This window comes from Streptomyces sp. NPDC026515, from assembly GCF_055567595.1.
On the sequence record NZ_JBVHQD010000026.1, the window covers coordinates 44,144 to 63,974 of the forward strand.

At 69.6% G+C, this 19,831-nt stretch carries 19 protein-coding genes and 1 pseudogene; 8 read left to right on the forward strand and 12 right to left on the reverse strand.

All coding sequences use genetic code 11. From position 1 onward, the window contains the following. Nucleotides 1-38 precede the first annotated feature (38 nt). Complete coding sequence (locus ACZ4O3_RS38020; RefSeq protein ID WP_467726772.1) at nt 39-575, reverse strand: DinB family protein; 537 nt, start codon at nt 573-575, stop codon at nt 39-41. Between the two features lie 236 nt (nt 576-811). Then, nucleotides 812-1,639, reverse strand: a complete 828-nt coding sequence (locus ACZ4O3_RS38025) for a hypothetical protein (RefSeq protein WP_467726774.1) — start codon at nt 1,637-1,639, stop codon at nt 812-814. A 775-nt stretch (nt 1,640-2,414) separates the two neighbouring features. On the opposite strand from ACZ4O3_RS38025, the gene ACZ4O3_RS38030 reads away from it, so the two are divergent. Continuing rightward, nucleotides 2,415-3,359, forward strand: a complete 945-nt coding sequence (locus ACZ4O3_RS38030) for a GNAT family N-acetyltransferase (protein WP_467726775.1) — start codon at nt 2,415-2,417, stop codon at nt 3,357-3,359. 312 nt (nt 3,360-3,671) lie between these two features. On the opposite strand, the gene ACZ4O3_RS38035 is transcribed toward ACZ4O3_RS38030, so the two are convergent. From ACZ4O3_RS38035 to ACZ4O3_RS38045, 3 genes are all read right to left on the reverse strand, one after another. Continuing rightward, a complete protein-coding gene (locus ACZ4O3_RS38035) occupies nt 3,672-4,343 on the reverse strand; it encodes a DUF4259 domain-containing protein (RefSeq protein ID WP_467726777.1) in 672 nt (223 codons plus the stop codon). 434 nt (nt 4,344-4,777) lie between these two features. Then, complete coding sequence (locus tag ACZ4O3_RS38040) at nt 4,778-5,479, reverse strand: hypothetical protein (RefSeq protein ID WP_362719112.1); 702 nt, start codon at nt 5,477-5,479, stop codon at nt 4,778-4,780. Between the two features lie 715 nt (nt 5,480-6,194). Continuing rightward, nucleotides 6,195-6,593, reverse strand: coding sequence for an ArsR/SmtB family transcription factor (locus ACZ4O3_RS38045; RefSeq protein ID WP_467726779.1), 399 nt, complete (start codon nt 6,591-6,593; stop codon nt 6,195-6,197). 58 nt (nt 6,594-6,651) lie between these two features. On the opposite strand from ACZ4O3_RS38045, the gene ACZ4O3_RS38050 reads away from it, so the two are divergent. Beyond that, a complete protein-coding gene (locus ACZ4O3_RS38050) occupies nt 6,652-7,416 on the forward strand; it encodes an SDR family NAD(P)-dependent oxidoreductase (RefSeq protein WP_467726781.1) in 765 nt (254 codons plus the stop codon). Nucleotides 7,417-7,463: 47 nt separating this feature from the next. On the opposite strand, the pseudogene ACZ4O3_RS38055 reads toward ACZ4O3_RS38050, so the two are convergent. Beyond that, nucleotides 7,464-7,888, reverse strand: a pseudogene (locus ACZ4O3_RS38055) (IS5/IS1182 family transposase); the annotation flags it as partial. Between the two features lie 160 nt (nt 7,889-8,048). Here ACZ4O3_RS38055 and ACZ4O3_RS38060 point away from each other — a divergent pair. The 3 genes from ACZ4O3_RS38060 to ACZ4O3_RS38070 all read left to right on the forward strand — a co-directional run bounded on the left by ACZ4O3_RS38060 (nt 8,049) and on the right by ACZ4O3_RS38070 (nt 10,557). Next, entirely contained in the window at nt 8,049-8,738 is a 690-nt protein-coding gene (locus tag ACZ4O3_RS38060; RefSeq protein WP_362720811.1) for an HAD family hydrolase, read from the forward strand. A gap of 740 nt (nt 8,739-9,478) precedes the next feature. Next, nucleotides 9,479-9,814, forward strand: a complete 336-nt coding sequence (locus tag ACZ4O3_RS38065; protein ID WP_384992533.1) for a metalloregulator ArsR/SmtB family transcription factor — start codon at nt 9,479-9,481, stop codon at nt 9,812-9,814. After that, nucleotides 9,811-10,557, forward strand: a complete 747-nt coding sequence (locus ACZ4O3_RS38070) for a DUF2071 domain-containing protein (protein ID WP_467726783.1) — start codon at nt 9,811-9,813, stop codon at nt 10,555-10,557. Before ACZ4O3_RS38065 ends, ACZ4O3_RS38070 begins: the two co-directional genes overlap by 4 nt. Nucleotides 10,558-11,235: 678 nt before the next feature. Here the strand turns inward: ACZ4O3_RS38070 and ACZ4O3_RS38075 are convergent. After that, nucleotides 11,236-11,976, reverse strand: a complete 741-nt coding sequence (locus tag ACZ4O3_RS38075) for a hypothetical protein (RefSeq protein ID WP_362718644.1) — start codon at nt 11,974-11,976, stop codon at nt 11,236-11,238. Between the two features lie 406 nt (nt 11,977-12,382). Here ACZ4O3_RS38075 and ACZ4O3_RS38080 point away from each other — a divergent pair, with 406 nt between their 5' ends. Further along, on the forward strand, nt 12,383-14,047 hold the full coding sequence (locus ACZ4O3_RS38080; protein WP_467726785.1) for a beta-1,3-glucanase family protein: 1,665 nt from the start codon (nt 12,383-12,385) through the stop codon (nt 14,045-14,047). On the opposite strand, the gene ACZ4O3_RS38085 is transcribed toward ACZ4O3_RS38080, so the two are convergent. Beyond that, nucleotides 13,981-14,502, reverse strand: a complete 522-nt coding sequence (locus tag ACZ4O3_RS38085; RefSeq protein ID WP_467726786.1) for a hypothetical protein — start codon at nt 14,500-14,502, stop codon at nt 13,981-13,983. The two genes, ACZ4O3_RS38080 and ACZ4O3_RS38085, sit on opposite strands and share 67 nt — an antisense overlap. Nucleotides 14,503-14,574: 72 nt before the next feature. On the opposite strand from ACZ4O3_RS38085, the gene ACZ4O3_RS38090 reads away from it, so the two are divergent. Continuing rightward, nucleotides 14,575-14,904 carry a hypothetical protein gene (locus tag ACZ4O3_RS38090; RefSeq protein WP_362718652.1) on the forward strand — a complete coding sequence of 110 codons (330 nt, stop codon included), beginning with the start codon at nt 14,575-14,577 and terminating at the stop codon, nt 14,902-14,904. Between the two features lie 580 nt (nt 14,905-15,484). Here ACZ4O3_RS38090 and ACZ4O3_RS38095 read toward each other — a convergent pair. Further along, nucleotides 15,485-16,159 (reverse strand): SMI1/KNR4 family protein, encoded by a 675-nt coding sequence (locus ACZ4O3_RS38095; RefSeq protein ID WP_467726788.1) that lies wholly within the window; start codon nt 16,157-16,159, stop codon nt 15,485-15,487. Between the two features lie 375 nt (nt 16,160-16,534). Here ACZ4O3_RS38095 and ACZ4O3_RS38100 point away from each other — a divergent pair, with 375 nt between their 5' ends. After that, nucleotides 16,535-16,726, forward strand: a complete 192-nt coding sequence (locus ACZ4O3_RS38100; protein WP_362718657.1) for a hypothetical protein — start codon at nt 16,535-16,537, stop codon at nt 16,724-16,726. Nucleotides 16,727-16,936: 210 nt separating this feature from the next. Here the strand turns inward: ACZ4O3_RS38100 and ACZ4O3_RS38105 are convergent, their stop codons facing one another. The 3 genes from ACZ4O3_RS38105 to ACZ4O3_RS38115 all read right to left on the reverse strand — a co-directional run bounded on the left by ACZ4O3_RS38105 (nt 16,937) and on the right by ACZ4O3_RS38115 (nt 19,663). Further along, on the reverse strand, nt 16,937-17,473 hold the full coding sequence (locus ACZ4O3_RS38105) for a GNAT family N-acetyltransferase (RefSeq protein WP_362718660.1): 537 nt from the start codon (nt 17,471-17,473) through the stop codon (nt 16,937-16,939). A 382-nt stretch (nt 17,474-17,855) separates the two neighbouring features. Next, the gene (locus ACZ4O3_RS38110) at nt 17,856-18,284 is read right to left on the reverse strand and encodes an FMN-binding protein (protein WP_362718663.1); all 429 of its coding nucleotides are present in this window, start codon (nt 18,282-18,284) and stop codon (nt 17,856-17,858) included. Between the two features lie 11 nt (nt 18,285-18,295). Then, nucleotides 18,296-19,663, reverse strand: a complete 1,368-nt coding sequence (locus tag ACZ4O3_RS38115; RefSeq protein WP_467726790.1) for a ferredoxin reductase family protein — start codon at nt 19,661-19,663, stop codon at nt 18,296-18,298. Between the last annotated feature and the right edge of the window lie 168 nt (nt 19,664-19,831).

Here is a 19,831-nt window from a genome sequence, read left to right on the forward strand (position 1 = left end):
CCCACCGGCGGGGGGCGTTACGTGGGCGCAGGGGTCGGCTATTCGCCGGTGACGCCATCGATGGCCTCGCGCAGGAGGTCCGCGTGGCCGACGTGGCGGGCGTACTCCTCGATCACGTGTTCAAGGACGAACCTCACATCGGTGTCACCGAATTCCGGGTTAGGGACGATCCGCCCGGGGTCGGCGGTCACCTCGGCGAACACCTGCCGGGACTCCTCGCACGCCTTCAGGTAGTCCGCGTAGACGTCGCCGGCGGGGGTGGCGTCCGACTCGTCGTACCACTCGCCGCCGTCAGCGGTGGGGTAGGTCCGGTAGGGGGAGAAGTCGGGCGTGGTGCCGGCCAACGTCCGCTGAAACCAGGCCCGTTCAACTCCCTGCAGGTGGCGCATGAGCCCCAGCAGCGTCAATGTCGACGGCTGTACGGGACGCAGCCGCAGTTGTTCATCGGTGAGGCCCTCGCACTTCCACAGGAAGGTCGCCCGGTGGTAGTCGAGATTCGAGGCGATCACCTCCAGCCACGGGCCCGACACTGCGCGTTCGGGCCGGACGATCTTCTGGACCACCATGTCGCTCACGCGGGCGTCTCCTCATCGGTTCTCTTGCCGGGCCGAGTCCGTGGGTGGCCGCGATCCGAGGAGGGGCCGGTGCCTCTGCCCGCGCCTCGCGAACGCGTCCGCCTGAGAAAGACCTCTCCGCGCGGCGGAACTCATCGCCGGCGGCTCGACGCAGCCTCGAATCTCGAAAGTGGCCCGCGGCGGCTGTGCAGTGCGGGCGGTCTGAACGCAACCCGGCAAGCCCGTGCGGAACAGGACTAGCCGAGTTCTCGCAGCACCTGGGTGACGGCGGCCCGGTAGGTCCGCAGCGCCCGCAGTCCGGCAGCGTAGCGGTCGCGGTGCCGTGCGATGTCCACGGTCTGCTGCCGCGCTCGTGCGGCGTGCCAGATCTCGGCCGTGTGGTGGCGGCGTTTGCAGGTGACGTCCGCGACGGCGGTGGCCCGCTCCCGCTGCGTATGCCGGGTGTTGCCGTCACTGCCGCGCTGCCAGGCGGTGTACGCGGCGACGGGGTCGGGGTAGCGCGGGAGCCCCTGTTCTGCCATACAGCGGGACCACACGTCCCACGCCGCGCGCAGGCGCGGGTCGCGCCCGACCACCTTGTCGACCTCGGCCGCCCGTGTCATGGCGTAGAGCCAGTCCCGTTTGACGTCGATGCCGCGCAGCAGCCGTCGGCTCGCCTCGGCGTTGCAGTCGGGGAAGTCCGCGTACTCGGTGCCGGTCATCCGGCGACCCTCCGGCCGGGGGGCCATGAGCGTGGCGGGGTCCCAGCCGTAGCCCCACCGGCGGGCGGCGGCGAGGTCCAGAATCCCGTAGTCGGTGCTGACCGCGGTGGCCACGATGGGGTCGGTGGGGTAGCGGGGATCGAGCGGGAAGCCCTGGTGGCCGCGTCCTTCCATGCACTGCCGGACCAGCAGCGCCGTGGCCCGCTGTGACCGCTGGTTGTCCTGCGGCGTGTATGCGTAGCGGTCGGCCGGCAGCGGGCCGAGGTCCGACGCCGTGCTGATGATCCCCGGGTGCCCGGGACCTGAGACACAGATCGCCGCCAGCACCGCCACGGCCCCCAGCCGCCACCCCCGCCACCTCATGCGAAGGGATGCTAGCGGGCGGCTTACAGCGGGCCGGCCGTGGGGCCCGCCATCCAACCGCGCACCCCGGGCCTCCGGTGACGGACGGCTCGGCAGGGCGGCACCTGCCGAAGGGCTCTCCTGGCGGGCGTGCCACGGTTCTGAGTAACTCCGCATCGCCCTGCGGGACTTGTGCGCTGTCCAAGGCCGCGGTTCCGCAGATCGGTGCGCTACGCGGGCCCGGCCTGGCAGCCATGGGAGGCAGCTACCGGCGGAATACGTCGGCCTGCACACACGCAGGCCGCGACATGAGGACTTTCCGTGCTGAGAGGTGCAGGATTCCGGGTGAACCGGCCCGAGGGAGGCGGGGAGTGGGGAGCAGCGGGCGTGGGCACCGGTTCGGATGGCGATGTGCGCCGGCCGGACCGCGTCTCAGTCTTTCCGAGGTGCCACTGACGCACCGTGCCCACGGTCTCTGTACCGCGTCGGTGCTTGGTCATGAGGGCCGGGATGGATGCAACGGACTTCTGGGTGCGGCTGGGACTCCCGGACCTGTTCCCTGACATTCCCCCGTTACTGACACGGCCACACGCGGGGTGATCGAAAACGGTTTGCGCACAGGGGCCTCGGTTGGATAGACGTTGCGACCAGGCCCCTGCCACGAGTGTGAGGGCACGACAGCGAGAGGAGGGATAAGCCGATGATCCCCATGATCACCGCGCTTGCGTCCTCCCGGGGCGCGCACCGCGTCTGACCCCGGAGCGGACGGGCGCCTTCACCGGAGCGTGCCTGAACCGTGAAACAGAACGACCTGTCCATACGTCCCATCAACGGACCCGAAGAACTCGGCCTCTTCTCCGAAATGCCCTACCTCCTCAACGAGGAACTGGCAGACGACCTTGCCGTCGGCCGCCGACGCCCGGAATGGATGTGGGTCGCCCTGCGCGGTGACCGCCTACTGGCCAGAGCCGCCTGGTGGAGTCGAGCCGGCAGCGACACACCCCTCATCCTGGATGTCCTGGACATCGACGACAACGCCGCGGAATCCGATCACAGGGACATCGGGGTGCGACTCCTGCGCACCGCGATGGCCGCCTTGCTTCCGAACGGATCGCGTCCCCCTGAGTACAGCCGTTTCGTCCCGCCGGACTGGCGCGAGAACACAGTGACCAGACAAGCCGTCGAGGACCGCATGACGGTAGTGGAAAGGACCGGTGCCCGGTTCTTCGTCGAACGACTGCGCCTGGAATGGCGCCCCGAATCACCAGTCCCCATGTCCACCGAGCGCCTCAGGTTCCGGCCGATCCGCGATGTCAGAGAGCTCGTGACCTTGATGACCTTGGTTCTGGACGGCACGCTGGACGCACATGGCCGTGACGACCTGACCCGGATGTCCGCCCAGGAGGCGGCAGTCAAGCACTTCGAGGACGAGCTGGCACGCTACACAAGCCCGCGAGACTGGTGGCGGATCGCAACGCTGCCCGATGGAGAGCCGGTGGGGTTTGTCCTCCCGGCCCACAACGGCTACAACGCGATCATCGCCTACATCGCGGTCGTACCCACACACCGCGGCAATGGCTACATCGACGACCTCCTCGCCGAGGGCACCCGCATCCTTGCCGAGCAAGACGTCCCCCACATCCGCGCGTCCACAGACCTGGGCAACGTCCCCATGGCGAAGGCCTTCCAACGCGCTGGATACGTCAATTTCGGGCGTGAGATCAATATGACCTGGAATTGATTGACCACCGGGCGGGGGCGCCACGGACGGCGCCCCCGCAACACCCAGGCTGCCTCAGATCGATTGAGACGGGACACCTGTGCCCGTGTTCCCTTCCGAACTTCGGGCGCTCGCCGGCGAAGCCCTCGCCCGCATCGCCGGCGACGAGGCCGGCCCGGCCTCGAACTGGGTCGCCCAGGAGGACTGGAAGCAGCGGCAGGCCATACTCACGCGCCTTCGCGCGGTCCTTGTCCCGTCGCCACCTTCCATCGCTCTCTTCGACGTCCAGCCATAACGGGGCGTCACTCGGCACGAAAGCGCCGAGTTGTCCGGTCAGAGGCCGAACAGTGGGTTTTCCTGAGGCGCGGGCCCGGGTGCGAGGACAGCGCGAATGCGACTGATGTTCCGCCGCCACTTCGGACCATCGGGTGTCTCGTCCCAGAGCTCGGCGAGTTCGGACGCCTCGGCTATCACCCGGTCGAGCGCCTCGACCGCAGGCGGCCGGAGATCGTCAGCGACGACCGGGAGGGCTTCGTCAGGCAGGTAGCTTGTGCTGATCGGCTCGCCCCCTGGGCACGGTGCAGCGATGAGGGCGGCGGCAGCGACAGCTTCTGTCCCTTCGGGGCTTTCGAGGTAGTCCAGGGTTTGGATGGTGCGGGCCAGCATCGCACGCACAAGACCCTCGCGTCTGTCCCTGACAGTCACGTCCAGGGTGTAGGCGAAGTCCGCGGCGAGGTCGTTCTCGAACGGGCCGATGTCCCAGGTGCCCGTAGTGATCTCCTCACGCCAGGGTGCGGTGATCATCGCAGCGGCCGCTGACAGCGGTGTTGTGCGGCGACCAGAACAGGTTTCCGTGGGAGTGCGAGCTGAGGCGTTGGTGCAGCCGTCGCTCCACCGTTCGTCCAGGCTCGTCCGGCGCGGAAGTGCGGTGTACTGCCACTGCGCGCGGAGGAGGGCTTCCGGCCCGGCGGTGTCGGCGAGGCTTTTGACGGTGCGGTAGGTCATGTGCAGCCGACGGCCGATCGAGCGGGGGCTGCGGCCGGTTTCCGGGAGGGCACGGACGGCGGCGTGCCGGGACCGGATGCGGTCGGCGAACCGGTCGCTCTTCCAGGGCGCGGGTGGCGGTTCCCCCGGGGGCTCTCGGCGTCGCGCTCGGCCGGTTCGAGGACCAGGACAGGGAGGCACTGGCGGTGGCGGGCGGCAGGCCGGTCTGCGGCCTCGCCTGGGTTGTGCCACAAGTGCCGGCATCAGCGACCTGGACGACCTGGGGCGCTCCGGCGCAAAGGACCTTCGGGGAGGAACTGTGCCCGGTTTCGGCGGACGACCTCGATTCCGCAGCCAGTCGGGGAGCAGATCGACGGGACGGCGGGTTTCCGCGCCCACCAGCACGGTTGCCTGCCCCGCTCTGCCCCGCGGCGTGCGCAGTGACCCGAGGCGGACTACTCCGGGACCAGGACGGTGAGCCACTCCGCTTCGCGCGGCCGGTACCCGTAGTGGTTCCACAGTCCTGTGACGATCGCCGGGACGTGGCCGGCTCCGTAGACAACGCCCACCCGTATCGGCTCGCCGCCGCGTTCCGAGTGAATCTCACCGAGCGCGTCGAGCAGCCGCTGGTCGCGCCGGTCGGTCATCGCGTGCTCCACCGGGCTGTCGGCCATCATCTCCGCCCGCAGCGTCGACGGCAGGTCCTCGACCTCCTGGTCCTCGTCGAGGAAGGCACGCGGACCGCGCAGGGCGAACACCAGACCCATCACGGGGGCCGCGACCATGAGCAGCACGTACGTCCACCGCGGCAGCGTCTTCAGATCCGCGAGCGCCTCGGCCGCGGTCACGTCCGGGTTGATCACCGGGACGCCTTCGGGCAGCACCAGCTCATCGCGCTGCTCCTGCAGGCCGTTGCGCCGTCGGCGCGGAGCGAACCGGTAGGCGAGCGTGAGGGCGCTCACCGCGGCCGACCTTCCCCGGATTCCCTCGACGACGATGAGGTCGCACTCCCTGAGCCGGAGGCGGACCTGGGAGTAGAACGTCGGCGACGCCACATGCAGCATCGGGAAGATCAGGAATTCGAGCGGCGTTCCCGTACGCCTCATGCTGATCACAGCAGAACGGACGGCGTAGCCGGTCACCTCGATGATCTGCATACTCCTCCCCCCCGTGGTCTCTTCCTCCGTACTCCCGCCGCTTTACCCTTCCGTCTGCACCGTGACACGACCTCACCCCCGCCCATGGTTCCCTCCACAGTCCGCGAGGCTCTTCGGGGCCTGCGTCCGTGTGACCGCCGGCGCACCCGGCGCATGTTGGGACCGGGCTGCCGGCGAAGGCTTCCGGCGTAGACCGCGGGGCCGGAATATCGGTGCTCCCGCGCCCTCCGCAACCCGTTGAGGGCATGACACCGACCCGTACGCCTCATTCGTGAAGGCGTCGGTCCGCAGGCAACGGAGGTACTCTCCCCACGGGTCGAGCAGGTGGGTGAGACGTCGAGCATCCGGGCCTGCTGTCCCGTCGGCCTGAGCCCCGCGGCCCCGGGCCCTGGAGCCCTCCTGGGCGGCCGTGTGCGAGCCCCTCAGGGCACGGTGGCACGGTGTCCGGTCCGGCTTTTCACCAACCCGTTCCGCTCCAGGGCTTCCTGGCGGGTCCTCAGGGCTCATGGGCTCCACCCGCCGTCAGCGGGTCAGCCGGTGCGGCGCCGAGCACGGGTGTGGAGCTTGTCCCCGCAGGCCCCGTCGTCACGCTCGTCCTCGATCGGCAGCCACTCGGGCGGGGAGGGAAGGGGTGCCCGGCGTACGCCGCAACGAGTTCGAGGGTCACCGGGTTGCTGCGCCCCGTGCAGGTGCCGGCAACCACGCCCTGTCGCGGCTAGCGGGCCCGTGGGCCTCCCGTCGGCGCGCACGGTCCATCCGGCAGGGCGGCGGGCGTGTCGTGGGCGAGGCCGACGCCGGCGCCGACGTCGGCGGCGTCGGCTGCGTTCAGAACGGCGGACAGGAGGCCCGGGAAGCGTGCGTCCAGGTCCTCGCGGCGAAGCTCGACGAAGCAGCGCGTGCCCTCCTGCCGGGTGCGGGTCACGCCGGCGTCGCGCAGCACACTCAGGTGGTGACTGAGGGTGGACTTCGCCACCGGTGCACGCAGTTCGCCCCAGCCGCGCTCACGGCCGTCGGCCAGGACGCGCACCAGGCCGACCCGGATCGGGTCGCTGAGCGCGCCCATCACCGACAGGACCTCGATCTCGTTCCGCTCCGGATGTCGCGCGTTCCTCATGGGCACCATGTTACGTTGATGTTCGTCGTTCTACGAACATCGAACAAAGGAGGAGGGCATGGCTGTCCCGCCACCCGCCGACCTCACCGGGCAGGTCGTCATCGTCACCGGGGCCGGCTCCGGCATCGGCCGCGCCACCGCACACGCCTTCGCCGACGCAGGAGCACACGTGCTGGGCGTCGGACGCCGTAAGGACGCCCTGGAGGAAACCGCCGCCGGCCGCCCCCGCATCACCCCCCACCCGGCCGACCTGCGCGCCGCCGGAACACCCCAGGAGATCACCGACGTCGCGGTCCAGCGGTGGGGACACCTGGACACACTGGTCAACAACGCCGGCGCCACCCAGGTGATGCCACTGGCCGAGACCACCGCCGCAGGCATCGCCGCCCTGTTCGACCTCAACATCACCGCGCCCAGCCTGCTGGCCCGCGCCGCCCTGCCCCACCTGCGCCAACGTCGCGGCACGATCGTGAACATCTCCAGCACCTACGGTCACCGGCCGCTGCCCGGCGCCGCCCACTACGCGGCCTCCAAGGCAGCCCTGGAACAGCTCACCCGCACCTGGGCCCTGGAACTGGCCGCCGACGGCATCCGCGTCAACGCCGTCGCCCCCGGCCCCACCGAGAGCCAGGCCCTCACCGCCGCCGGGCTGCCCGCCGCCACCGTGGAACAGATCAAACGCGAGGAGGCCGGCCGCATCCCGCTCGGCCGCCGCGGCGAACCCCACGAGATCGCCTCCTGGGTCCTGCGCCTGGCCGACCCCGCCACCACCTGGCTCACCGGGCAGGTCCTCACCATCGACGGCGGCCTCGAACTCGCCTAGCCGCACCACCCCCACAGCACGCCACTCCCCCGGACCACGCACCCGACGAGGGTCTTGCCGCCTGCCGCCTTGGCGCCGGCCTCCTCCCAGGCCCTGCGGTTGTCGCGGTTCCCCGCCGGCGGCCGGCCGCCCACGGCGACCAGACGGGTTTCGGCATCGATGACGACCTGACGGCTGGTGGAGTACCGGCAGCTCTTCGACCGCTCGGGGAAGCTGCGATCCCCGGTGGCGACCAGGGAGCCGTCCACGATCAGCGCGGTGTCCTCGGCGAACCGCTTGCGGGGCCGAAGGGCGATCATCGGCTCCTGGCGGCCGATGATCCGGTCCGCCGCCGACCGGACGACCCGGCCGATGGTGCGAGCTGCGGCATCGCGAGGTTCGTCCGCCGGTACGCCGCGACCAGCAGTGCCCCGTCCTCCGGCGGAAGACCCCGCGCCCGGCCCTGGCGGACCCCGTCCCCTCCCTCGTGTCGCCGCCCGTCCGTAAGGACCTGCTCCGACTCCAGCGCACGGAGTCGTCCTGGCCCCACTTCGGAGATCAGGAGCCTGAAGGCGCCTGCGGGGTGCCCGGGCTGGAGATCTCGATCGTGCGGGGCTTGCGGCCGGTTCGTCGGCGCCGCCAGGACCGGCAGCATGATCAAGGGTGTGATGTTCGACTTCTCAGGGACTCTCTTCCGGATCGAACCGGCCGCGCAGTGGCTGCGCGCAGTGGCTACGAAGGCCGGCCTGGACATGTCCGAGGGCGAACTCGACGCGTGCGTCCGCCGGCTGGAAGAGTTCGGGGCTCAGCCCGGAGGGGTTCCCCCGCGCACAGTGCCGCCCCATCTGGAGGCACTGTGGCGGGAGCGCGATCTGACCGCCGAACGGCACCGGGCTGCCTTCACCGCCCTTATCCGGGAAGCGAAGCCGCCCGCGGCCGGCCTGGCCGAAGCCCTGTATGAACGTTCCCAGGCACCCGGAGCATGGCTGCCTTATCCCGACACCGCGGAAACCCTCCGCGCCCTGCGCGCGCGAGGCATCCCGGTCGCTGTCATCAGCAACATCGGCTGGGACATGCGCCCTGTCTTCCGCCGTCACCGTGTCGATGACCTCGTGGACGCCTACTTCCTCTCCTTCGAGCGCGGAGTGAAGAAACCCGGTCCCCGGATCTTCCAGATGGCGTGCGACGAGCTCGGAGTGGAGCCCGGCGATGCACTCATGGTGGGAGACGAGCCTGTTGCGGACGGCGGCGCCGCCACGCTGGGGTGCCGAGTCCACCTGGTCGACCCCCTGCCCGCCGGCCAGCGTCCCCGCGCCCTGGCCGAGGTGCTCCACCTTCTCTGACATGCCCGGCCAAGGCGGCTTCCGGCGCGATGCCGAGAGCCCGCCGACCGGACGGCCGTCCAGCCCACGGAGTCGATACCACGCAAACGTCCCCGCTTGCCAGTCCGCAACGAAGTCATCCCCGACCCGATCACCCCGCAAGACGCGACGCACACACCCTCCTGACCCATGCCCACAGACAACCCCGACCGCTTCCCACCGGAGACCGCGCCCCCGGACTGCGCCCTGATCCTGCGCAACACACCCGCCCGCCGGCGAAGCCCGCCCGAGCCGAGCCGGATACGGGCTGCTCCGTCCGGCCTGACGGCCGCTCAAGGCGGCAGAGACACACGTGGATGGCGGCCGTCTCCCAAGGGACGGGCGCGCCGCGGGCGGGTCCGGGACACGTACGGCGCAGTGGCCCGGTCCAGACAGGCCGGCACAGAGCCTCTCCCACGGCATCCCCGTGTCCCAGGCCGGCCCTTCCGGCCGCCAGGCCCCGACAACGGGCGGCGGGCGGCGGGCGGCACGCAGGCGAGCAGCGACGATCGCCCGGACCGTCACGCGCACAGATTCAGGCAGCGGACGGCCGGCACTGATCTGCCACAGGCGCTCCGCGCTCCAGCCGGCCTCCGGCGTCACCGTCACCACACGGCCCTGATCCACAAGCGTCCTCCCGGTCAGCAGCAGACGGCGTGACAGGGCAACGAAGGCCACACAACACCTTGTTAGGTATTTAGCGAACATGCTAAATAGAGGTCATGGCAGCAATTCAGGACGAGACGGGGGCCTTCCGCGCCCTGGCCGATCCGACCAGGCGTCAGATCCTCGAGGACCTCAGAGGCGGTGAGCTCGCGGCCGGCGAGATCGCTGGCCGGTTCGCGATCAGCGCACCCTCCATCTCGCGGCACCTCGGCGTGCTCAAGACAGCCGGGCTGGTCACCGAACGACGCGAAGGCAACCGGATCCTCTACACGCTGGCCGAGGACCGGCTGGCCGCCAGTATCGGCCGCTTCCTCAGCGCCGTCTGCCCCGAACAGATCCTGCTCCGCCACACCACATGGCGCCGGGCCGCCCCACGGAGGGAGGAGGCATGAGACAGCCGCGCCTGGCCAGCGTCATCGAACGACGGCTTCTGGTGAACTACCGGATCGACCCGGACGCCGCGCTACGCCTGCTCCCCCATCCGCTGCGCCCGCACCTCGTGCACGGCCACGGCGTCGGCGGGATCTGCCTGCTGCGCCTGGGGCACCTCCGGCCCGCATGGGCACCCACGACATCCGGGCTGCGGAGCGAGAACGCCGCCCACCGCATCGCCGTCGAATGGGACGGACCCGACGGCGTCCAGACCGGCGTCTACATCCCGCGCCGCGACACCGCCTCACGCCTCAACGCCTGGGCCGGGGGACGGCTCTTCCCCGGCGAGCACGGCCGCGCCGACTTCCACGTCCACGAGACACCCGGCCGGATACACGTCGCACTGGCCACACGCGACGGCGACACCCGCGTAGCCGTCACCGCCGAACCAGCCGACGAACTGCGCGACAGCCACCTGTTCGCCGACCTCGCCGAAGCCTCCCGGTTCTTCCAGGGCGGAGCGAAGGGCTTCTCACCCGCCGCCGACGGCCACCGCCTCGACGGCATCGAACTGCGCACCGAAAGCTGGCACATGGAAGCCTGCCGCCTCCACACCGCCCGGTCGTCCTACTTCGACGACCCCGACCGCTTCCCACCCGGAGCCGCCACCCTGGACAGCGCCCTGATCATGCGCAACGTTCCCGCCGACTGGCAGCCACTGCCCGCCACCACTCCCGGACACAGCACTCCAACCGCCGGCTGACACACACGTCACAGCCCCCGCCGTCACCGCGCCCACCAACCCCACGACCGCCGGCCCACCGAGCCACCTTCGAACCGCGGCCGCCCCGCCGGGCCGCCTCCGGCACGGATCCGTGTACCGGCACCGCCTCCTCCGGCAGCCCACGGCCCTCGCGACCCTCGCGACCGACCGACACCCACGGCACTCCCCAGCCCGCAACAGGTGCCACGGAGGAGGAACCCAGAAGGCGCCAGCCGGACGGGCCCCCGGTCCCGGCGAGGTACGCCCTGCCGGGGCACGCCCCGCGCGGATCCAGCGCCCCGCGGGGCCTGGCAGCAGGGCCGAAGCGCGAGCCGGGTGTCTGACGGTGAGCCAGCCTCGGCCAGATAAGCCGGACTTCGGGCGCCGGCCTGCGCATCCGCGACCGCGCCCGCACGTTCCAGCGTGAGAACCCCGACTTCCTGACCCCGGTCGTCCTCCTCCGATTCGAGGGGTGGCACCAGCCCGGCGAGGAGCAGGAGGCGGGATGGCAGCGCGCCAATGCCGTTCCTCAACAGCGACGACGACTTCCGTTCGACGCTCGCCTTCCGAGACCGTCCCCGGACCGTGGAAGGGCGCTCGACGACAACCAAAGCCTGCAGCTCGGCGGCCGGTCACAGCGGTGATCGAGGTGACGGCCGCAAGTCACGGCCCCGGACATCAGTAGTGACAGAGCAGGTCGACGACGACGGCTTCGGCATGGAGGCCGTCGAGATAATTGTTGGCCTGCTCCCAGTAGCCGTCGCGTTCCGCATCCGTCCACGCACCGTCGAGGGCGAGCAGGGCAAAGCCGGGCACAGCGCACTGCACCGACGACTGCCGGGCTTCCTCGTGCTCCTGCGCGAAGTACGCGACCGGGTCATTGAACAGGAACGATGTGTCGAAGTGCGGGTCGCCCGAGACGGCCCGCTGCGCCACGTCCTGCACCAGCGGCTGGACCAGGTGCTCTCTCTTGGCGTCCGCCAAGGAGTAGCCACCGGGATCGGACTCGTGGCGGGCGACGAAGTCGGACAGCGGACGGGCCGGCGGATACAGCGCGGTTAGTTCCTCCCAGGCGGCGAGCCTGGCATCATGCCTTACCGCCGCTCGCCGCCGCATGGCGCCGAAATCGAGCAGGCCCCGAGGCCCGCCGTAGCACTCCAGCGGCCCGAGGGCATCGAGCTTGGCCTTCCTGCGGGGGACAGTGGAGGTGGTGACGAGCCTGCGGTCACCGTCATGCTCGGGCCGGGTGAGACAAGGGCTCTCCGTATCGGAGTAGATGACCCACCAGTCCCACTGACCGACCGGGTTCCAGTCGTCGGTGAGGTTCGCGTCATACGGCGCCATGACGGCGGCTATCGCTTCCGGAAGCCTGCGTGGCTTGGTCTGCGGCAGGCACACGGTGACTGAAAACTTGCTCATACGCCGGATCGTAGAACCGAGGCGTTGTTCGAGGCATAACGCCCTCAACCCGCTGAACGCCCGTTCGACCGCCAGGCCACAAGATCGGCACGACAACGGCTACTCACGGTGTGGGAACCGGCGCCGTTTCGGGTGGCAGCAAGAACCGACCCGACGCCGGTCCTGGCGCATGCCCACATCAGCGGACACGCTGCTGCCCTCGCAACCTGCGGCACCGACGCCCTCGCGATCCTTGAAATGAACCGGCACCCCCAGAGCCGTCACGCGGAGGAAATGCCTCCGCAACCTTGACGATATTGGTCTGGTCCAATAACGTCCCCGCACGGAACCCCACATGTTTCAAATATTTAACTCCCCACTACCGTCACTCAGTTGACGGGCAATCACCCCCTCCGGGAGGGCCCCTGTGGTTTCCCGACGTTCCTTCCTGACCGCGACCGGCGCCTTCACCGCAGCTGCCGCACTGAGCCCCCTCTCGCCGGTGTCGCCGCTGACCTCCTCGGCCGCCGCCGCGGGAGTCTCGCTCCCCATCAAGCTGGCGAACAACTCAGGTTCCAACACTGTCTACGCCTACATTTCGGGCACCGACAGCAGCGGCTGGCCGGTCTTCGTCTCGGCGAACGGCGCCCTGAACCGGCTGCCCAACCCGTCGTCCGCGGTCACCCCCATCGCCGACTACTCCATCTCCCTGGGCGCCTCCGGCTCGGCCGCCACCACCGTCAACCTGACCGACTACGTCATCGGCGGACGCGTCTGGTTCTCCGTCGGCCAAAAACTCCAGTTCTTCGTCAACCCGGGCACCGTGCCCGGCGTGGTGCAGCCCGCGCTGGTCAGCTCCGACCCCAACTGGTCCACGAACTGGACGTTCTGCGAGTTCACGTTCAACAGCGCGAATCTCTACGCCAACATCTCCTACGTCGACATGGTCGCGCTGCCCATCTCGATGAGCAGCACCGGCAGCGGGGGCACCCAGACGGTCAGCCCGCTGCCCGCCGGCGCCCTCGCCTCCATCGCCTCCGGCCTCCAGAGCCAGCACGCCTCCGACGGCGCTCCCTGGGACAGACTGGTGGTCACCGACTCCTCGGGCGGTGTGCTGCGCGTCATGGCGCCCTCGCACTCGCCGGTGGACTTCGGTGCCTACTGGGACGACTACCTGAACCGGGTCTGGAGCCACTACGCCTCCACGCCGCTGACCATCAACGGCCAGGGCGGCATCGGTTCCTACACCGGCACCGTCTCCGGAAACACCATCGTCTTCTCCGGTCTCAACACCAACGGCGTGCCGTTCACCAAGCCGAGCGCCGTCGACATCTTCGGCTGCGCGTCCGGGCCCCTCTACAACTCCGGCGGGGACGCCCGCGGCGCGATCGCCGCCCGGCTCGCCGCCGCGCTCAACCGCAGCTCGCTCCTCGTGTCGGGCGGGAACAACCAGCCCGACGGAGTCACACCGTCGCAGTACTACACGGACTCCGTCACCAACCACTACGCGCGGCTGGTCCACCGGTACGCCACCATCGGCTACGCCTTCCCCTACGACGACGTCGGCCCGACCGGCGCGGCCCCCGTCGACGGACACATCCAAGACGGCGCACCCACCTCGTGGAGCATCACCCTGGGAGCGGGCGGCTCCGGCGGAGACCCGGGCGGCGGCTCTACCACCGTGAGCGCCTACGGCACCATCCAGGCCGAGTCGTACTCCGCCCAGAGCGGCACCACCACGGAGAGCTGCTCCGACACCGGCGGCGGCAGCGACGTGGGGTACATCTCCAACGGCGACTGGCTGAAGTTCTCCTCCGTGGACTTCGGTTCCGCCTCCCCCGCGCAGTTCAAGGCCCGGCTGGCGTCAGGCGCGGCCGCCGGCGTCAGCGGCGCGGTCCAAGTGCGGCTCGACAGCACCACGGGCACGAAGATCGCGGAGATAGACTTCGCCAACAACGGCGGCTGGCAGGCCTGGCAGACCGTCCCCGCGAACATCGTCGCCTCCGCCGCCGGAATCCACGACGTCTACCTGGTCTTCTCCGGCAGCACATCCGACTTCACCAACATCAACTGGTTCACCTTCACCCGCTGACACGGCCTGAGGAAATGCGCCTGACGGGGCAGAAGCCCGTTTCGGGCCGACGCGCTGGAGATCCTCACCGTGGTCAGCGCTTCGGAACCTGCCGCCGCGCCGGGCAGGACCAGTTGCTCGCGCAGCAGTGGCAGTGCCGCTGCTGCGCAAGGGCCCATGCGCTCACGGCAGGCCACGACGAGGAGTTCACAGGCCTCGCCGCGGTGTGCGAGGACCTCGGCCACCCGCTCCAGGACGTGATCGGGCCCCGTGAGGGAGCCGAGGACGCCGAAGCCGTCGACGTCCCACCGGTGGATCGGTGCTGGCCCGTTGGGTCGAATGCCAGGAGACTCTTGTGCTGTGAACATGGGGATCTCTGGTTTCGAGCCGTCCTTCGTGACCGGGATCGACGCGATTCGGCGGGCCCACGGATCGTGCCTGGCGGCGCTCGCCGGCAGGCGGCTTACGGGGTTCACGCTGGTGCGGTTCGCCGAAGACGGGGAATGGTTCGCCGACTGCCCTGTGGTGCTGGACTTGACGGGACCCAGGTGGAGCTCTGTCACCGGAAGCTCGACGAGCTCTCGATCAGCTGGGACACGATCGACACCGCGGTGACCATCACCGGGTGGGAGTGGTCGGAGCTCACGCCCCGGTGGTCTCACAGCGACGAACGCCTCGAACCCTTCGTCGGCCGCCGACTGCGGGAGGTCACGCTTCTCGAATGGCGGCCGGCGGAGCGTGACCTGGCGGCAGGAACCGTGGCAGTGGAGTTCGTCTTCGCCAGCGGCTGTCTTCGGATCGTCAACGGCCTCGACGAGAGCAGCATCCAGGCCGATGTGGCGCACCCGGATCACGTCCGACACGGGCTGGGCCGGTGAGTGCTACTGCTTGATCGGTTTCCGGCTGATCTCGATGACCTGCAGCAGCGTGGCCCGGCTGGGACATCGGCCTGCCGAGGGGTGGGCCGGGCTGCGCGGGGACGGCAACTCCGGGAAGGCTCGATTGATCGGCCGTCGCGCTCCAGTCCAGCGCACACGAGCTTTGATTGCGCGTGCTCGTAGCCCACCTGCCAGCGGTGGCTGGCAGCGTTGACCCTCGGGGAGTGGTAGTTCCCCCAGTGGGCCCGAAGGGTGCCGGGGAGACCGTCCTTCGTCGTGACGGTGATGTCCTGGACGAACCGGTTGTGGTGGGCGGTCATCACACAGATGTAGTTGCCGCAGTGTGAGTCGACTCCGGCGTTCGCGGGTGTGGCGGCGAGCAGGGGCAGGGCGCAGGCCGCGAGGAGCGACGCGAGCCCCTTCAAATTGGTCGTGCCCTCTCAAACGGTCAAGGTGCGGAACGGTCATGACGCTGAGTCCGTTGATCCAACCTCGACGGCCCACGGCAAAGGCTCGACGACGACACAGGACAGCGGCCACCCTGGTGCCGCCGGGCTAGGCTCTCGACCAGACGTCCCTGCTAGGGCTCCGAGCCACAGGCGGACTCGGCAGCCGTGAGCCATCCGAGATACCAGCCTGCGAAGTCCAGCAGAGCGCCGCTGGCATCACGTGCCGGATGCAGATCGTTTCCATCGGAGCGCGGATCACGCCATATGCGGCCGCGCTCCGATCCCGTGACAACCAGCCAGGCCGTCAGCCCGCAACCCTCATCACACAGACACAGCGCGCCCGCGGTAAAACGCGGGTCGTACTGCACATCCGCCAGACGCTCTTCCCATTCCTCGCAGGCTGCTTCGAAATCGGCGAGGTCGTCGAAGTCCCCCATGAACGGCTGCCCGGCCAGGATCTCCACCGCTGCCTCCGGATCCGCCCCGCCCGGGAACAACTCGGCGGCCATGCCCGGCTCGACCTCCTCAGGAGCATCTCCGATCCAGCGCCAACCGCATGGGTCCACTCGCCGTACCGGAAAGACGCCGTACGCCGGACCAGCCCCGCCGGCTCCGACCCGCAGCAGGAACGAGCGATAGTCCCCAGGCAGCTCAACACCCAGCCAAGCCTCGAGATCGGCTACCTCTGCCGCCGTCAAAGGCGCGTCGAGCGCGAAGCCGTGCCCTGTCGACCCGAACACCCTGCCACTGCCCGGGCCCTCGGCCAGAGCCAGAACCCGCTCGCGTACCCCTGTCCAGTCGGTCATGACGCCCGACGATATCGGCCGTCCCGCACTGCCCATGCTCAGGCCAGGCACGCCGCATCGGCAGTCTCCCGCCCGCGCCGTACGTGCGGGATCCTCCGGCGCCCGGTTGTCAGTGCTCTCCGGCAAGATATGCGTGTGACGAACCGAGACGAGGAACGTGACGCCGCCATCTGGTCTGAACTGCCTTAAAAGGCGAGCGATTTACTCGTGACGACCGAATGGCACACTCTGCAGCACGCGTATGGGAGTGCCGAGGACACCCCGCCGGTGCTCCAGCGTCCGAACATGCCGGCGCTTGACCGGCTCATTAAAACTGCTGGTCACAGTTACTCCATCGATGACATGTGTGTACCAGGGATGGCATAGGATCGACATATGGTGCAAATCAGAGATGTTGCCAAGATCCGACAGCGGTGGATCGATGCGGGAAGTCCGGCATGCGAGCGCCATACCCTCGATCAGGAGTTCCACCTGGGAGCACGGGACACCGACTGGGCCTGTCTGAACTGCGGCGAGGAGTTCAGCCGACAGGAAGCCCGCGTCATGCGCGCGGCCGACGGCAACTGAGGGCATGCGGGCCGCCCGGGAGTGACCGACAACGACCACCTTCGACGGCTGCTCGCCGTGCCCGCCCGATCAGCGATCTTCCCGCCTGCCTGTCGGCGCGGCCACGCGTCACACCACCGCCCGTCGATGGCCGGCCTCAGAGATTCGTCGACGTTCCGACTCTGCCATCGGTGTCCGCTTCCGTCTGGCGGGGCACCAGGCTCGTACTGTTCAGGCCCGCGGTGTCCATTCGTCCGCGAGAAGGCCAAGGATGGCTTCGTCGGCGTAGGCGCCGTACACCCATGCGGAGCAGCGCAGTGTTCCCTCTCGCGTGAACCCGACCCTGGTCGCCGCCGCGAGCATCGGGGTGTTGTCCGTGAGAGTCTCGATCTGCAGACGCTGCAGGCCGCGCACGGCGAATCCGTACTCGGACAGCGTGTGCAGGACATCGACGCCGAGCCCACGACCGCGGAATGCGGGGCGCAGGGCGATCCCGACGTGCGCCGTCCGGTTGTGTGTGTCGATACCCCAGAGCAAGGCCTCCCCAGCCAGCTCGTGGGATTCCAGTTCGACGACGGAGAAGCACGCTGCCTCGTCCGACGGCCCTGTCACGGTGAAGGGCGAGTGCCCCGAACCTGGTGGGATGGGCCGCCAGGGGCGAGAGTCCGCGCGCGACCGTACGGGCACATCGTCGTACAGCTCGGAGTGCAGAACTGGGACGTCGCTCTCGTGCCGGGCGCGGAGCCCGATGTTTCCGCCACGGATCATAGGACATAGCAATACGGCAAGCACCAGCCGAGCAACCGAGTTTCCGCATCTGCTCCTCGCGGGCGGCCGTCAGAGGGGCGCTTTGGGGCCGTCGGCGGCGACTACCGCTGCCTGGACTTCGGCCTCAGTCTCGGACGGCCCCCTGGCTGAGGGTACCCACACCAGAAGCGCCGCTGTTGGGACACTGGTCCGGCATCGTCAGTGCGAAAGTCCTCGACCCCTGCGGACCGGGCGGCCGGGCCACGGAGAACGCCACCCGCAACCTCAACGCGGCCGGCGTCCGTCACACCTGTGTCGATGGCGGGAGCGGGCTGGTCACCGATGCCGAACGAGAGGTCGGTTCCCCTCACGTGCTCGACCCGGCGCAGGCCCCGCGCGGTGGTCAGGCATGGGCCTGGTCCAGAGCGCTCTGCAGGGACTGTACGTAGCCCTGGCTGGTGTAACTCGCTCCGGAGACGACGTCGATGTGTGCGCTCTGGGCACCCAGTGCTTCCTGCGTGAGGCGGGGCAGGGCGTAGGAGGCGATCTCCCGGTCGCGGCCGTTCTGGTCTGGTGCCTGCAGGACTCTGACCGCGGTGATCCTGCCCTTTGCCAGGGTGACGGCGACCTGCACCGTGCCGTACTGGGTGTCCACGGGGTTCCCGGTGAACGTGCCCGTCCTGGTGGCCGGTCCTGGCGCGGACGACGTGGACGGCGTCGTATCGGACGGAGGGGACGCCACGGAGAGGCCGGGGGCCTGGTGGGGTTTGAGCGCTAGCAGCGCGACGATCAGGGCGCTGGTTCCGCCGGTGGTGAGGACGGCTCGGCGCATGACGGATCTCCTCAGAACGCGAAGGACTCGTGGTGGATGCGCCGTGCCGGAACCCCGGCGTCGCGCAAGGCCGTGATCGCGGCTCGGGTCATACCCGGCGGGCCGCACAGAAAGACGTCGTGAGCGGCCAGGTCCGGGACCAGAGCACTCAGAGCGAGGGCGGTGAGGGGTGAGGAATAGCCTGCGGGTTCGTCGACGACGTATCGCACGGTGGCCTGCCGGTGGACGGCTATCGCGTCGAGTTCGGCACGCAGGGCGAGGTCCTCGGCCCGGCGCGCGCGGTAGACGAGCGTGATGTGGCCGGGGAGCGTCTCGAAGAGCGCGCGCAAAGGGGTGATGCCGACCCCGCCGGCCAGGAGCAACACCTTGGGTGCGGTGCGTCGGCCCGCGGTGAAGCTGCCGTAGGGGCCCTCGGCCCATACTCGGGTTCCGGGACGCAGACGGGCGAGGGCCGCGCTGTGGCCGCCGGCGCTCTTCACGGTGATGCGCAGATGCCCCGGCCCGGCGGGGGCGGAGAGGGAGTAGGGGTTGGCCGTCCACCACAGACCAGGAGCCAGGAAGCGCCAGCGCAGGAACTGACCCGGCTCGCCGCCCAGCTCCTCCAGATGTTCACCGCTGAGGTGGACCGAGACCACGCCGGGCGCCTCGGGGTGGACCGCGGCAACTCGCAGGCGGTGGCGCAGCCCGCGCCGCAGGGGAACGGCGAACCGGTACCAGGCCACCAGTGCGGCGACACCGAGGAACAGGGCGTACCAGGCCGTCTGGACAAGGCGGTTGCCGACGAAGTCGGCGCCGTTGGAGAGCTGGTGACCGAAGGCGAGGAAGACCGCCAGATAGGTGGCGAAGTGCAGGTAGTGCCAGGTCTCGTAGCTCATCCTGCGCCGGGCGGCACGAGCGGAGAAGACCGCGGTAAGCAGGAACAACAGGAACCCGGCCGTGCCTTTCAACAGGTCGGGGTAGTGCAGGACGAGCGTGGAGGTCTGGCTCACCACGTTCGTGTGCGAGGTCAGCGCGTACCCCCAGATGATCAGCAGGGTGTGGGCGAGCGCCAGGGACACGGTGCAGCGTCCGCCGAAGGCGTGCCAGCGGGCCAGCCGGTCACTGCCGATCGTGTGGTCGAGCAGGGGTACCCGGGCCATCAGCGCAAGAAGGACCGCACAGGCGTAGCCGGCCAGCAGTCCGGTGATGCGTCCCGCTCCGATCAGCCAGCCCGCCGGACCGACCACGGAGGTGGTGTTGCTCCACCACAGGGCGAGGAGTCCGCCGGCGCCGGCCCAGATCGCCGACGGAGCCAGCAGGGGCACGACGCTGCGACGCGGGCGCCGGTGACCCATGCCCGGACCGGCATGGGGGGCCGTCGCGGTGATGGGCGTGGTCATGAAGCTCCTCCGGATCGCTGTCCCCCGGTGACGAGCGGCCAGCCTCACAGCCGAACCTCTGGGTTCCTTCTGAAACGGCGGGCGCAGCCCGTCCGAGAAGGGATTCAGAGGAAACTCAGAGTCAGGGCTCGTTCTGACGCGACCTGCCCTGGGGGATGCTGGAGGGAC